The organism is Streptomyces sp. CAU 1734, from assembly GCF_039888735.1.
Classification (GTDB): domain Bacteria; phylum Actinomycetota; class Actinomycetes; order Streptomycetales; family Streptomycetaceae; genus Streptomyces.
Map to the genome: position 1 here is coordinate 191,908 of NZ_JBDQQP010000013.1, position 13,825 is coordinate 205,732.

A 13,825-nucleotide genomic window follows, 5' to 3' on the forward strand; every position below is an offset into this window, starting at 1 on the left:
CCGACCGGGTGCGCCCGCCGTACCGGTGCGGTACGGCGGGCGCGGATACCTGCCGGTCCGGATCAGTGGGCCGCCGACTCCCAGTCCGGGCCGACGCCGACCGAGACCCCGAGCGGGACGTCCAGGGACGCCGCCGCCGACATCTCACGGCGCACGATCTCCTCGACCCGCTCGCGCTCGCCCGGGACGATCTCCAGCACGATTTCGTCGTGGACCTGGAGCAGCAGCCGGGAGGAGAGCCCGGCCTCCTCCAGGGCGTCGGCCACCTTCAGCATCGCGATCTTGACGATGTCGGCGGCGGTGCCCTGGATCGGTGCGTTCAGCGCCATGCGCTCGGCGGCCTCGCGGCGCTGGCGGTTGTCGCTGTTGAGGTCGGGGAGATAGCGGCGGCGGCCGAGCATGGTCGCCGTGTAGCCGGTGGCCCTCGCCTCGTCCACCACATGGTGGAGGTAGTCGCGCACCCCGCCGAACCGCTCGAAATAGGTGTCCATCAGAGCGCGGGCCTCGCCCGCCTCGATGTTCAGCTGCTGGGAGAGCCCGAACGCGGAGAGACCGTAGGCCAGGCCGTACGACATCGCCTTGATCTTGCGGCGCATCTCGGCGTCGACCGCCGCGGTCTCCACTCCGAACACCTGGGACGCCACCGTGTTGTGCAGATCCTCGCCGGAGGTGAACGCCTGGATCAGGCCCTCGTCCTGGGAGAGATGAGCCATCACCCGCAGCTCGATCTGGCTGTAGTCGGCGGTCATCAGCGACTCGAAGCCCTCGCCGACGACGAAGCCCCGGCGGATGGCGCGGCCCTCATCCGTGCGGACCGGCACATTCTGGAGGTTCGGTTCGGTCGACGACAGCCGTCCGGTCGCGGCGACGGTCTGGCTGAAGGTGGTGTGGATCCGGCCGTCGGCGGCGATCGTCTTGATCAGGCCCTCGACGGTGGAGCGCAGCCTGGCCTGCTCACGGTGGCGCAGCATGATGACCGGCAGCTCGTGCTCGGTCTGGCCGGCGAGCCAGGCGAGCGCGTCGGCGTCGGTGGTGTAGCCGGTCTTGGTCTTCTTCGTCTTGGGGAGATTCAGCTCCCCGAAGAAGACCTCCTGGAGCTGCTTGGGCGAGCCCAGATTGAACTCGTGCCCCACCGCGGCATGGGCCTCCTTCACCGCCTGCTGCACGGCCCCGGCGAAGAGCTGCTCCATCGTCTCCAGATGGGCGCGGTCGGCCGCGATGCCGTGCCGCTCCATCCGGGCCAGCAGCAGGGAGGTGGGGAGCTCCACATCGTGGAGCAGCTCGGTGGCGCCGACCTCCTTCAGCCTCTCGGTGAAGGCCGCCCCGAGGTCGAGCACGGCACGCGCCTGGGCCATCAGCGCGTCGGCCTCGGCCTGGTCGTCGGCGCCGAACGCCAGCTGGCCGTCGGCGGCGGCCGGGGCCAGCTCGCGGTGGAGGTACTCGATGGAGAGGGCGTCCAGCGCGAAGGAGCGGCGGCCCGGCTTCACCAGATAGGCGGCGAGCGCGGTGTCCATGGTGATGCCGTCGATCCGCCAGCCGTGCTCGGGGAAGACCCGCAGGGCGTCCTTGGCATTGTGCATGACCTTCGGGCGGGCCGGATCGGCGATCCAGGCGGCGAAGGCCCGGTCGTCCGATTCGTCGAGCTGGGTCGTGTCGAACCAGGCCGCGTGGCCGTCGGCGCCGGCGAGGGCGATCTCGCTGACATTGCCCACCCCCAGGGCCCAGCTCGCCACGGTGGCCACACCGAGCGGCTGCCCCGCGTGGCGCTCCAGCCAGGGGCCGAGCTCACCGGCGGAGAGCACCGCGCCGTCCAGCTCCACAGCGGCCTCGGGGGCCGGGGCCTCCTCCTCCACCGCACCCGGATCGACCGCCAGCAGCCGCTCCCGGAGGCTGGGGTTGCGGATCTCCAGCACCTCCAGGAAACCCTTCAGCGCGGCCCGGTCATAAGGAGCGCGCTCCAGCTCGGTGACGGCCCTGGGCAGCTCGACATCGCGGACCAGCTCGGTCAGATGGCGGTTGAGCTTGACCGCTTCCAGGTGATCGCGGAACGACTGGCCGACCTTGCCCTTGACCTCGTCGGCGCGCTCGACCAGCTCGGCGAAGGAGCCGAACTGATTGATCCACTTGGCGGCGGTCTTCTCACCGACACCGGGGATGCCGGGGAGATTGTCGGACGGGTCGCCGCGCAGCGCCGCGAAGTCCGGATACTGCGTCGGGGTGAGTCCGTACTTCTCCTGGACCTTCTCCGGGGTGAACCGGGTCAGCTCCGAGACACCCTTGGTCGGGTAGAGCACGGTGGTGTGCTCGCTCACCAGCTGGAAGGAATCGCGGTCGCCGGTGACGATCAGCACCTCGAACCCGGCGGCCTCCGCCTGGGTGGCGAGGGTGGCGATGACGTCGTCGGCCTCGAAGCCGTCGACCGCGAACCGCTCGGCGTTCATCGTGTCGAGGAGCTCGCCGATCAGCTCGACCTGGCCCTTGAATTCATCAGGGGTGGCCGAACGATTGGCCTTGTACTCGGGGAAATCCTTGGAACGCCAGGTCTTGCGGGACACGTCGAACGCCACCGCGAAATGCGTGGGCGACTCATCGCGCAGCGTATTCGCCAGCATCGACGCGAAGCCGTAGACGGCATTGGTCGTCTGACCGCTCCCGGTCGTGAAATTCTCCGCCGGCAGCGCGAAGAACGCCCGGTACGCCAGGGAGTGCCCGTCCATGAGGAGCAGGCGCGGACGGTTGTCGTCTGGGGTCTTCTTCGATGCTGTCTCAGCCACGGGGACGATCCTGCCACGGACCACTGACACCGCCGTCCACACCGGGCGGCACGGAGCGCTGTCACAGGCGCGTGGCAGTATCGGAGGAGGATGGTGTACGGAGAGACGCGTACCCGGACGAAGGGGGAAGAGCATGGCCGGCCGACCGCCCGCGGATGACCCGATCCAGGATGCGCCGCGGGTGACGGAGCCCCTGCACGCCGCGGCGGGGCTCCCGGCCATCGGGCACACCCTCCGGGCCGCCCAGCGGCAGATGGGGGTGGCACGCACCGCCAGGACCCTGCTCAAGGTCAATCAGAAGGACGGCTTCGACTGCCCCGGCTGCGCCTGGCCCGAGGGCGACCGACGCCACACGGCCGAATTCTGCGAGAACGGCGCGAAGGCCGTCGCCGAGGAGGCCACGCTCCGCCGGGTGACCCCCGAGTTCTTCGCCGCGCACCCGGTCTCCGACCTCGCCTCGCGCAGCGGCTACTGGCTGGGACAGCAGGGCCGGATCACCCGGCCGGTTCATCTCGCCGAGGGCGCCGACCACTACGAGCCGGTGAGCTGGGAGCGCGCCTTCGAGATCATCGCGGCGGAGCTGACCGCCCTCGCCTCCCCCGACGAGGCGCTCTTCTACACCTCCGGCCGCACCAGCAACGAGGCCGCGTTCCTGCTCCAGCTCCTCGCCCGCGAATTCGGCACCAACAATCTGCCCGACTGCTCCAACATGTGCCACGAGTCGTCCGGCTCCGCGCTGACCGAGACGATCGGCGTCGGCAAGGGCAGTGTCTCCCTGGAGGATCTGCACCAGGCCGATCTGATCATCGTCGCCGGGCAGAATCCCGGCACCAACCACCCCAGAATGCTCTCCGCGCTGGAGCGGGCGAAGAAGTCCGGCGCCCGGATCATCTCGGTGAACCCCCTGCCCGAGGCCGGTATGGAACGGTTCCGGAATCCGCAGACACCCCGCGGCATGCTGCGGGGCACCGAGCTCAACGACCTCTTCCTCCAGATCCGCATCGGCGGCGACCAAGCCCTCTTCCGCCTGCTGAACAAGCTCATCCTGGAGACGGACGGCGCGGTCGACGACGCCTTCGTGCGCGAGCACACCCATGGGTACGAGGCGTTCCGCGCCGCCGCCTCGGCCGCCGGGTGGGAGGAGAGCCTGGCCGCCACGGGGCTCGGCCGTGCCGAGATCGAAGAGGCGCTGGCGATGGTGGTCTCGTCCGAGCGGATCATCGTCTGCTGGGCCATGGGCCTGACCCAGCACAAGCACTCCGTGGCCACCATCCGCGAGGTGGTCAATTTCCTGCTGCTGCGCGGCAACATCGGACGCCCCGGCGCCGGGGTCTGCCCGGTGCGCGGACACTCCAATGTCCAGGGCGACCGGACCATGGGGATCTTCGAGCGTCCCGCCCCCGCGTTCCTGGACGCCCTGGAGAAGGAATTCGGCTTCGCCCCGCCCCGGCACCACGGTCTCGATGTGGTGCGCTCCATCCGGGCGCTGCGCGACGGCGAGGCGAAGGTCTTCTTCGCCATGGGCGGCAATTTCGTGGCCGCGACACCCGACACCGAGGTCACCGAGGCCGCGATCCGCCGGGCGCGGCTGACCGTCCATGTGTCGACCAAGCTCAACCGCTCCCACGCGGTGACCGGCGCGCAGGCGCTGATCCTCCCCACACTCGGCCGCACCGACAAGGACGTCCAGGCATCCGGCCGGCAGGTCGTGACCGTGGAGGACTCCATGGGCATGGTCCATGCCTCACGCGGCAATCTGCCCCCGGCGAGCCCCGACCTCCTCTCCGAGCCGGCGATCGTGGCCCGGCTGGCGCGGGCCGTGCTCGGCCCCCGGTCGCGTACGCCGTGGGAGGAGTTCGAGAGGGATTACGGCGCGATCCGGGACCGGATCTCGCGGGTGGTGCCCGGCTTCGAGGACTTCAACGCGAGGATCGCCCGCCCCGGCGGTTTCACCCTCCCGCATGCCCCGCGCGATGAACGCCGCTTCCCGACCGCCACCGGGAAGGCCAATTTCACGGCCGCGCCGGTGGAGTACCCCGCCGTGCCCGCGGGACGGCTGCTGCTCCAGACCCTCCGCTCGCACGATCAGTACAACACCACGATCTACGGGCTCGACGACCGCTACCGGGGCATCAGGGGCGGGCGCCGGGTGGTGCTGGTGAATCCGGAGGACGCGCGGGAGCTGGGTCTGGCGGACGGTTCCCACACCGACCTGGTGAGCGAGTGGAGCGACGGCGTGGAGCGCCGGGCCCCCGGCTTCCGGGTGGTGCACTACCCGACCGCGCGCGGGTGCGCGGCGGCGTACTACCCGGAGACCAATGTCCTGGTGCCGCTCGATTCCACGGCGGACGTCAGCAACACCCCGGCGAGCAAATCCGTGGTGATCCGCTTCGAACCCGGAACACAGCCGGCCGCGGCGTCTGCGCGACCCACCCGCTAAGCGTTCGCTCAGGCGGGGGCAATACGGTGGCACCGAGCATGCAGCACACACAGATCGGAGCCGTGCCCATGGACGAGCAGCAGCCAGCCACGAAGTTCCCCCAGGAAGTCCTTGACGAGTACGCCGCGCTCGGGGTGGATCTGCCCGCGCTCTTCTCCGCGGGCACCCTCGGCGATCGGATGAATGTCCGGATCACCGAAGCCTCCGCGGAACGGGTGGTCGGCACGATGCCGGTCGAGGGCAACACCCAGCCGTACGGGCTGCTCCACGGGGGCGCGTCCGCGGTGCTCGCGGAGACGCTGGGATCCGTCGGCTCAATGCTGCACGGCGGCAGCGGGAAGATCGCGGTGGGGGTGGACCTCAACTGCACGCACCACCGGGGGGTGCGGGGAGGGGTGGTGACGGGGGTGGCGACGCCGGTGCACAGGGGGCGGTCGACGGCGACGTACGAGGTGGTGATCACGGATGAGGAGGGGCGGCGGGTGTGTACGGCGCGGCTCACGTGCATGCTGCGGGAGCGCTGACCCCCGCCTCTCCGGGGGCCCGGGTTTGTTCGCCTCTCCGGCCGGCGGGGCCGGCGCTCGTACGGGGCGGGTGGCCCTGCAGGGGCCTGTTCCCCACCCCGCCCCTTCCCGTAACCGGGGCCCCGCCCCGGGCCCCGCGCCTCGAACTCCCCCAGAGCTTCGCCTGAGAGGCGCCCCGGCGGGGCTGAGATTGGCGTCCTCGCCCGGCAGGCGGGGCCGAGATGGTTCGCCCCGACGCGGAGTGCGGGTTCCGGGGCCCCGCCCCGGGCCCCGCGCCTCGAACTCCCCCAGAGCTTCGCCTGGGAGGCACCCCCGGCGGGGCTGAGTTCCGGTCACCCTGACCCGGTGCTGCCGCGCCTCAATCGCCGGCGAGGCTTGGTTTCGGCGTCCTCGCCCCGCCGGCGGGGCTGAAACCACGGGGGCCGCTCATCGGGCGACGCTCCCCGGGCAGCGGCAGCAGAATGAGCCCCGCCGGCGGTTGAGGCGCAACGGTCCGGGGTGACAAACCGGCACTCACTGTCAGCGGGGGGCGGGGCCCGCACGCGGGAGGGGACGGGGGGAGCGGGTGGGCCGAGGGGGCGCGGGAAGGGGTGAACGGCGGGGGAAGCCGCGGGGGGATTACGGGCGCGAAGAGCCGGAACGTGGGCATTGAGTGACGGAACGTGACGCCCTACCGTACGGGCCATGACCACCTCGCGGCACACCCCGGCCCGGATCGTCATCGCGGCCACCCTGGCCGCACTCGCGCTCGGCGGCTGTGCGGGCCCCTCCCGCGACGGAGGGGCCGAGGCGCCAACTCCCGTACCCCGCAGGACTTCTGCCGCCGAGCTCTGCACGGCGCTCGTCTCCCACTGGGCCGGCGAAGCCCTCAAGGGCAGCACATGGGCGGGGCTCGACTGGGAGCAGAAGGGGCTCTCCAATGAGCAGTACGCGATCCACGAGGACGTCCTCGCCGCCGCGCGCGCCGAGGAGAGGCGGCAAGGGCGCGCCGCGGCGCTGGAACTGATCGGCGATCAGACGAAGGCGCGATGCGAGGCCCTCAAGGGCGCCACCGGCAGTTCGGAGAACTGGCGGCCCCCGAGCCACAACCCGAAAATAGTCACGGAGAGTAATTATTTCGGGAATGTCAAATCAACCCACTTCCGATAGCCCGTCCGCCTTCCCCGACAACCGGACACATTCGGGCCGCGTGATCCACTGTCAGTACCATGATCCCCTCAAGGGCCTTAGCGGAACTGGGCGTTCTCGTACTCCGGGCACCCATCCTGACTACGGAATAGTCCAATTTGCCCCACTCCCGGCACCCAGCCTTGGCCGTGGCATAACAAGAGCGTCACATCCTGACTCGCGTACTCCCCCACCCTCCCCACGGCGCTTAGAGTCACGGCCAGTCACCGCGCCGCCGGGCGCAACCAGCACGGCCCATGTATTCCGTACGGCCCGGCGACCAAACGGCACCTCAGGGGAGGGGCCGCGCCAGGGAAAGGACTTATCGTGCGAAACCGTTCCTTGCTCATACTCAGTGCCGTGGTCACCACCGGAGCACTCACCCTCACCGCTTGCGGATCGCGCGACGACGACAAGAAGGGTTCCGAGGGCAGCGGCAAGACGACCGTCATCATCGGCGTCGACGCCCCTCTGACCGGTTCGCTCACCGCACTCGGCCAGGGAATCAAGAACTCCGCTGACCTCGCGGCCAAGACCGCGAACAAGAACAATGAAGTCCCTGGCATCGAATTCAAGGTCGAAGCCCTCGACGACCAGGCAGTTCCTGCCTCAGGCAAGGCCAATGCCACCAAACTCGTGGGCAACAAGGATGTTCTGGGCGTCGTCGGCCCGCTGAACTCCGGTGTCGCGCAGTCGATGCAGGGTGTCTTCAGCGCCGCCAATCTGACCCAGGTCTCCCCGGCCAACACCAACCCCGCGCTCTCCCAGGGCGACAACTGGGGCAAGGGCGAGAAGAGCCGTCCGTTCAAGACGTACTTCCGCACCGCCACCACCGATGTCATCCAGGGCAAGTTCGCCGCCCAGTACCTGTACAACGACGCCAAGAAGAAGAATGTCTACGTCGTTGACGACAAGCAGACCTACGGCGCCGGACTGGCCGCGATCTTCTCCGCGGAGTTCGAGCGGCTCGGCGGCAAGGTCGCCGGCACCGACCACGTCACGGTGAAGGAGACCGACTTCTCCAGCACCGCCGACAAGGTCAAGGCGTCCAAGGCGGACTCCGTCTACTTCGGCGGCCAGTACCCCGAGGCGGGCCTCCTCGCCGACCAGATCAAGAAGGCCGGCGCCAAGGTCCCGACCATGGGCGGTGACGGCATCTACGACCCCGCCTTCATCAGCGCCTCCGGCGAGTCCAACGACGGCGACCTGTCGACCTCCGTCGGCTACCCGGTCGAGAAGCTGGAGACCGCGAAGAAGTTCATCGCGGACTACGCGGCGGGCGGCTACTCCGACCCGTACGCGGCCTACGGCGGCTACTCCTACGACGCGGCCTGGTCCATCATCCAGGCGGTCAAGGCCGTCGCGGCGGAGAACGACGGCAAGCTGCCGGACGACGCCCGCGCCAAGGTCACCGAGGCGATGTCCAAGGTCTCCTTCGACGGTGTGACCGGCAAGGTCTCCTTCGACGAGTACGGCGACACCACGAACAAGCAGCTCACCGTGTACTCGGTCAAGGGCGGCAAGTGGACCGACGTCAAGAGCGCCACGTTCGAGGACTGATCCCCGCAGCCGCCACAGCTCGGCTGAATTCCTGAAACCCACCGCGCGAGGGCGCAAACAGCGCCCACGCGCGGAGTCATATCCGACACGCTCATCGGAGGCCACGCGGTGAACGAACTGCCGCAACAGCTGGCGAATGGCCTTGCCCTGGGGGCCCTGTACGGTCTCATCGCCATCGGCTACACCATGGTGTACGGCATCGTCCAGCTCATCAACTTCGCCCACGGCGAGATCTTCATGATCGGGGGCTTCGGCGCCCTGACCACCTATATATGGCTCCCGAGCGGGGTGTCCCTGCTCGTCGCGATCCCGCTCATGATCATAGGTGGCGCCATAGCCGCCGTCGCTGTCGCCACGGCGGCGGAACGGTTCGCCTACCGGCCACTCCGGGGCGCGCCACGCCTCGCTCCGCTGATCACGGCGATCGGTCTGTCCATCGCCCTTCAGCAGCTCGTCTGGGGCTTCTACCCGGACGCCAAGAAGGCCCGGAGCTTCCCCGAGTTCAAGGGTGAGTCCTTCAAGATCACCGAGGACCTGATCATCCAGCGGGCCGACGCCTTCGTCCTGGTCCTCGCACCCCTGTGCATGCTCGCCCTCGGCGTCTTCGTGACCAAGAGCCGCAGCGGCAGGGCCATGCAGGCCACCGCGCAGGACCCGGACACCGCGAAGCTGATGGGGATCAACACCGACCGCATCATCGTGATGGCCTTCGCCATCGGCGCCGCCTTCGCGGCGGTCGCGGCGGTCGCGTACGGGCTCGACAAGGGCCAGATCAACTTCGAGATGGGCTTCATCCTCGGATTGAAGGCGTTCACCGCGGCGGTCCTCGGGGGTATCGGCAACATCTACGGGGCCATGGTCGGCGGAGTCGTGCTCGGCCTCGCGGAGTCCCTGTCGATCGCGTACATCGAAGAGATCCCCGGAATGCAGCAGCTCGGCGGTGGCGCCTGGTCCAACGTCTGGGCATTCGTACTTCTCATCGTCGTGCTCCTCGTCAGGCCCCAGGGTCTGCTCGGTGAGCGCGTCGCGGATCGGGCGTGAGAGCGATGACCACGGACACCAAGGCGGTCGGCGCCACCGCGACCGACGACGCATCCCGGGCCGGCACCCTGCGCTGGATCGCGGCGGCCGGCGGACTCGCCACCATCGCGAGCACCTTCCTCGCCTGGACGTACACCTCGGCCTTCCCCGGCGACCTCACGGTCTACGGCTACCCCGGTGGTCTCCAGATCCTCACCCTGGCGGCGGGCGCGCTCGTCGTCCTCTTCGCCCTCGCCTCGCTGGGCGTCAAGGGACTCGGCTGGGTCACCCCGACCGGATCCACCAAGGCGCTCCGCAATGCCGCGCTCGGTGCCTTCGGCACCACCTGGTTCACCGTGATCGCCATCGCCGTGCAGCTCGGCGGAGTGATCAACCTCGAACCGGGCGGCTTCGTCGCGGCGGTGGCCTCCGCCATCCCCGTGGCCGTCGTCTTCCTGCTCCCCGACGACACCCGCAAGGCCGGCCGGCCGAAGGAGCTCCCCTCCTGGGCCGACATCCTGGTCATCATCGCGGTCTTCGCCGCCGGGCTGTACGTGGTCACGTACGGCATCGACACCGAGGACGCGGAGCTCTTCACCGGCTATCTGATCACCGTCGGCTTCGGCGTCTCCGCGCTCTTCAAGGCCGGGCTCATCGCCCGGCTGTCGGCGCTCACCGCCAAGCACCGCCAGGTGACGATCATCGCCGCGCTGGCCTCGGCCATCACCTTCCCGTTCACCCAGAGCACCGACACGTACACCCTCATCGCGGTGAACGTGCTCATCTTCGCGACCGTCGCGCTGGGCCTGAACATCGTGGTCGGTCTGGCGGGTCTGCTCGACCTCGGATACGTGGCCTTCCTCGGCGTCGGCGCCTACACGGCCGCGCTGGTATCCGGATCCACCGCCTCCGCCTTCGGTGTGCAGTTCCCCTTCTGGGCATCGGTGCTCACCGGCGCGGCGGCCTCGCTGATCTTCGGCGTCCTCATCGGCGCGCCGACCCTGCGGCTGCGCGGCGACTATCTGGCCATCGTGACCCTCGGCTTCGGAGAGATCTTCCGTATCGCCATGGGCAACCTGGACGGAGTCTCCGGCCCGCACATCACCAACGGCCCGAACGGTATTCCGAACATTCCCCATCTGGAATTCTTCGGCTACAACTTCGGTGAGCCGCACACCATCCTCGGGTTCGAGCTCGGCGCCTACGCCAACTACTACCTGCTGATGGTGCTGGCGATGATCCTGGTCATCGTGGTCTTCAGCCGCGCGGGCAACTCCCGTATCGGCCGTGCCTGGGTCGCCATCCGCGAGGACGAGACCGCCGCCACCGCCATGGGCATCAACGGCTTCCGCGTCAAGCTGATCGCCTTCGCCCTCGGCGCCACCCTGGCGGGCCTGGCCGGCACCGTACAGGCCCATGTGGAGTCCACCGTGGTCCCGGAGATGTATGTCTTCGCCGGGCCCGTACCGCCCAACTCGGCCTTCCTGCTGGCCGCCGTGATCCTCGGCGGTATGGGCACCATCAGCGGACCGCTGATCGGCGCGGCGCTGCTCTACATGATCCCGGAGAAGCTCCAGTTCCTTCAGGAGTACCAGCTCCTCGGCTTCGGTATCGCGCTCATCCTGCTGATGCGCTTCCGTCCCGAGGGACTGATCCCCAACCGCCGGGCCCAGCTCGAGTACCACGACGACACCGACACAGCCGGCCCGGACGGCCCCGACCCCGGCCTCGCGGGTTCCGGCGCCGGCATCAGCAAGGCGGGGGCGTGAACGGCATGACGACCACCACCACCGAGACCCTCTCCGATGTCGTGCTGGACGCCAGCGGCGTGACCATGCGCTTCGGCGGGCTTCTCGCCGTCAACTCGGTCGACCTCACGGTCCGGTCCGGCGAGATCGTCGGTCTGATCGGTCCCAACGGCGCCGGCAAGACGACCTTCTTCAACTGCCTCACCGGTCTGTACGTCCCGACCGAGGGCAAGGTCAGCTACAAGGGCTCCGTACTGCCGCCCAAGCCGCATCTCGTCACCGCGGCCGGAGTGGCGCGCACCTTCCAGAACATCCGGCTCTTCGCCAATATGACGGTGCTGGAGAACGTTCTGGTCGGGCGGCACACCCGCACCAAGGAGGGGCTCTGGTCGGCGCTGCTGCGCGGGCCCGGCTTCAAGAAGGCCGAGGCCGCGTCGCACGAACGCGCCATGGAGCTCCTCGCCTTCGTCGGCCTGGAGGCCAAGGCCGACCATGTCGCCCGCAATCTCCCCTACGGCGAACAGCGCAAGCTGGAGATCGCGCGGGCGATGGCGAGCGACCCCGGTCTGCTCCTCCTGGACGAGCCGACGGCCGGTATGAACCCGCAGGAGACCCGGGCGGCCGAAGAGCTGATCTTCGCCATCCGGGACCAGGGCATCGCCGTGCTCGTCATCGAGCACGACATGCGCTTCATCTTCAACCTCTGCGACCGGGTCGCCTGTCTGGTCCAGGGCGAGAAGCTGGTCGAGGGGACCGCCGAGGTGGTCCAGGGCGACGAGCGGGTGATCGCGGCGTACCTCGGCACCCCCTTCGAGGGTGCTCCGGGGGCGGAAGAGCTGGCCGAGGTGGAGGCCGCCGAGGCGCACAGCTCCGCGGCCGCGAAGAAGAGCGGTGCCTCCGGCGAATCCGCCGGCGGCACCGGCACAACCAGCCCGGAAGGGGACGCCCCGTGAGCACACTGCTGGAGGTCGAGGACCTCAGGGTCGCCTACGGCAAGATCGAGGCCGTCAAGGGCATCTCGTTCAAGGTCGAGGCCGGTGAGGTCGTGACCCTCATCGGCACCAACGGCGCGGGCAAGACCACGACCCTGCGCACCCTCTCCGGGCTGCTGAAGCCGGCCGGGGGGCGGATCGTCTTCGACGGCAAGCCGCTCTCCGGGGTCCCCGCGCACAAGATCGTGGCGCTGGGCCTGGCCCACTCGCCCGAGGGACGGCACATCTTCCCCAGGCTGTCGATCGCGGAGAACCTCCAGCTCGGAGCGTTTCTCCGGAGCGACAAGGCGGGGATCGAGAAGGACATCCGCCGGGCGTACGAGCTCTTCCCCATCCTGGGCGAGCGCCAGAAGCAGGCGGCCGGCACGCTCTCCGGCGGCGAGCAGCAGATGCTCGCGATGGGCCGCGCGCTGATGTCGCAGCCCAAGCTGCTGATGCTGGACGAGCCGTCGATGGGCCTCTCGCCGATCATGATGCAGAAGATCATGGCGACGATCAAAGAGCTGAAGGAGTCCGGCACGACGATTCTGCTCGTGGAGCAGAACGCGCAGGCCGCGCTCTCACTCGCCGATCACGGCCATGTGATGGAGATCGGCAAGATCGTGCTGACCGGCACGGGCCGGGATCTGCTGGTCGACGAGTCGGTGCGCAAGGCGTACCTGGGCGAGGACTGACACACCGCCGTGCCCGGCGCGCGCCCGGCCCGGCGGGCGTACATCTACCGGTACGCCCGCGGGGCCCTTGTGTTCTCGGTGTTCTCGGTGTTCTCCGCGGGAGCGGAAGCGGGCTGCCGGTCCCCCGGCCGGGGGACCGGCTCCGGCCGTACGGGGCGGGCGCCGACGCGTCCGCCGTACGGGGCGGTTCGCCCGGGACGCCGGCCGGGCCGTCCCGGCCCGGGGCCGTGCGTCCCGGCACGTGCGCGCCGGCCGCTACTGCTCCTTCGCCGCCTTCTTCTCCGCCGCGTCCTCGATGACGGCCTCCGCGACCTGCTGCATCGACAGACGGCGGTCCATCGAGGTCTTCTGGATCCAGCGGAAGGCGGCCGGTTCGTTCAGCCCGTACTCGGTCTGGAGGATGCTCTTCGCACGGTCGACCAGCTTCCGGGTCTCCAGCCGCTGGGAGAGGTCGGCGACCTCCTTCTCCAGGGCCTTCAGCTCGGTGAAGCGGGAGACGGCCATCTCGATCGCGGGCACGACATCGCTCTTGCTGAAGGGCTTGACCAGATAGGCCATCGCACCGGCGTCCCGGGCCCGCTCGACCAGATCGCGCTGGGAGAAGGCGGTCAGCATCAGCACCGGGGCGATGGACTCCTCGGCGATCTTCTCGGCCGCCGAGATGCCGTCCAGGACAGGCATCTTCACATCGAGAATGACCAGGTCGGGCCGGTGCTCGCGGGCGAGCTCCACGGCCCGCTGGCCGTCTCCGGCCTCACCGACGACCGTATAGCCCTCCTCCTCCAGCATCTCTTTCAGATCGAGCCGGATGAGGGCCTCGTCCTCCGCGATCACGACGCGGGTGGTCAGCGGAGGTACATGCGACGGTTCGTCGTCGGCGATGGGCTCGGGCGCGTCGGGGGCGGTCACGGGACTCCTCATTCCAA

Annotated in this window: 10 protein-coding genes; 8 read left to right on the forward strand and 2 right to left on the reverse strand. The window is 69.3% G+C overall.

Annotation, left to right across the window (positions count from 1 at the left end; translation table 11 throughout):
- Positions 1-62: 62 nt before the first annotated feature.
- The gene (gene polA, locus AAFN69_RS25280) at positions 63-2,717 is read right to left on the reverse strand and encodes a DNA polymerase I (protein ID WP_347731083.1); all 2,655 of its coding nucleotides are present in this window, start codon (positions 2,715-2,717) and stop codon (positions 63-65) included.
- A 190-nt stretch (positions 2,718-2,907) separates the two neighbouring features.
- Between polA and AAFN69_RS25285 the strand changes: the two genes are divergently transcribed.
- The 8 genes from AAFN69_RS25285 (at position 2,908) to AAFN69_RS25320 (ending at position 12,899) form a co-directional block, all read left to right on the forward strand.
- Positions 2,908-5,214, forward strand: a complete 2,307-nt coding sequence (locus AAFN69_RS25285; protein ID WP_347731032.1) for an FdhF/YdeP family oxidoreductase — start codon at positions 2,908-2,910, stop codon at positions 5,212-5,214.
- 68 nt (positions 5,215-5,282) lie between these two features.
- Positions 5,283-5,738, forward strand: a complete 456-nt coding sequence (locus AAFN69_RS25290; RefSeq protein WP_347731084.1) for a hotdog fold thioesterase — start codon at positions 5,283-5,285, stop codon at positions 5,736-5,738.
- 684 nt (positions 5,739-6,422) lie between these two features.
- Positions 6,423-6,887 carry a hypothetical protein gene (locus AAFN69_RS25295; RefSeq protein WP_347731033.1) on the forward strand — a complete coding sequence of 155 codons (465 nt, stop codon included), beginning with the start codon at positions 6,423-6,425 and terminating at the stop codon, positions 6,885-6,887.
- A 345-nt stretch (positions 6,888-7,232) separates the two neighbouring features.
- Entirely contained in the window at positions 7,233-8,465 is a 1,233-nt protein-coding gene (locus AAFN69_RS25300; RefSeq protein ID WP_347731034.1) for a branched-chain amino acid ABC transporter substrate-binding protein, read from the forward strand.
- A 108-nt stretch (positions 8,466-8,573) separates the two neighbouring features.
- Complete coding sequence (locus AAFN69_RS25305; RefSeq protein WP_347731035.1) at positions 8,574-9,506, forward strand: branched-chain amino acid ABC transporter permease; 933 nt, start codon at positions 8,574-8,576, stop codon at positions 9,504-9,506.
- A gap of 5 nt (positions 9,507-9,511) precedes the next feature.
- The gene (locus tag AAFN69_RS25310; protein WP_347731086.1) at positions 9,512-11,254 is read left to right on the forward strand and encodes a branched-chain amino acid ABC transporter permease; all 1,743 of its coding nucleotides are present in this window, start codon (positions 9,512-9,514) and stop codon (positions 11,252-11,254) included.
- 5 nt (positions 11,255-11,259) lie between these two features.
- Positions 11,260-12,186, forward strand: coding sequence for an ABC transporter ATP-binding protein (locus tag AAFN69_RS25315; protein ID WP_347731036.1), 927 nt, complete (start codon positions 11,260-11,262; stop codon positions 12,184-12,186).
- Positions 12,183-12,899: an ABC transporter ATP-binding protein gene (locus tag AAFN69_RS25320; RefSeq protein WP_347731037.1), complete on the forward strand. Its 717-nt coding sequence runs from the start codon at positions 12,183-12,185 to the stop codon at positions 12,897-12,899. Before AAFN69_RS25315 ends, AAFN69_RS25320 begins: the two co-directional genes overlap by 4 nt.
- A gap of 255 nt (positions 12,900-13,154) precedes the next feature.
- Here the strand turns inward: AAFN69_RS25320 and AAFN69_RS25325 are convergent, their stop codons facing one another.
- Positions 13,155-13,808, reverse strand: a complete 654-nt coding sequence (locus AAFN69_RS25325; protein WP_347731038.1) for a response regulator — start codon at positions 13,806-13,808, stop codon at positions 13,155-13,157.
- Positions 13,809-13,825: the final 17 nt, after the last annotated feature.

Excerpts from the sequence above, each read along its gene's own strand:
- AAFN69_RS25315 (WP_347731036.1), top strand. The coding sequence starts at position 11,260 with ATGACGACCACCACCACCGAGACCCTCTCCGATGTCGTGCTGGACGCC.
- AAFN69_RS25285 (WP_347731032.1), top strand. The coding sequence starts at position 2,908 with ATGGCCGGCCGACCGCCCGCGGATGACCCGATCCAGGATGCGCCGCGG.
- AAFN69_RS25310 (WP_347731086.1), top strand. The coding sequence starts at position 9,512 with ATGACCACGGACACCAAGGCGGTCGGCGCCACCGCGACCGACGACGCA.
- polA (WP_347731083.1), bottom strand. The coding sequence starts at position 2,717 with ATGGACGGGCACTCCCTGGCGTACCGGGCGTTCTTCGCGCTGCCGGCG.
- AAFN69_RS25290 (WP_347731084.1), top strand. The coding sequence starts at position 5,283 with ATGGACGAGCAGCAGCCAGCCACGAAGTTCCCCCAGGAAGTCCTTGAC.
- AAFN69_RS25295 (WP_347731033.1), top strand. The coding sequence starts at position 6,423 with ATGACCACCTCGCGGCACACCCCGGCCCGGATCGTCATCGCGGCCACC.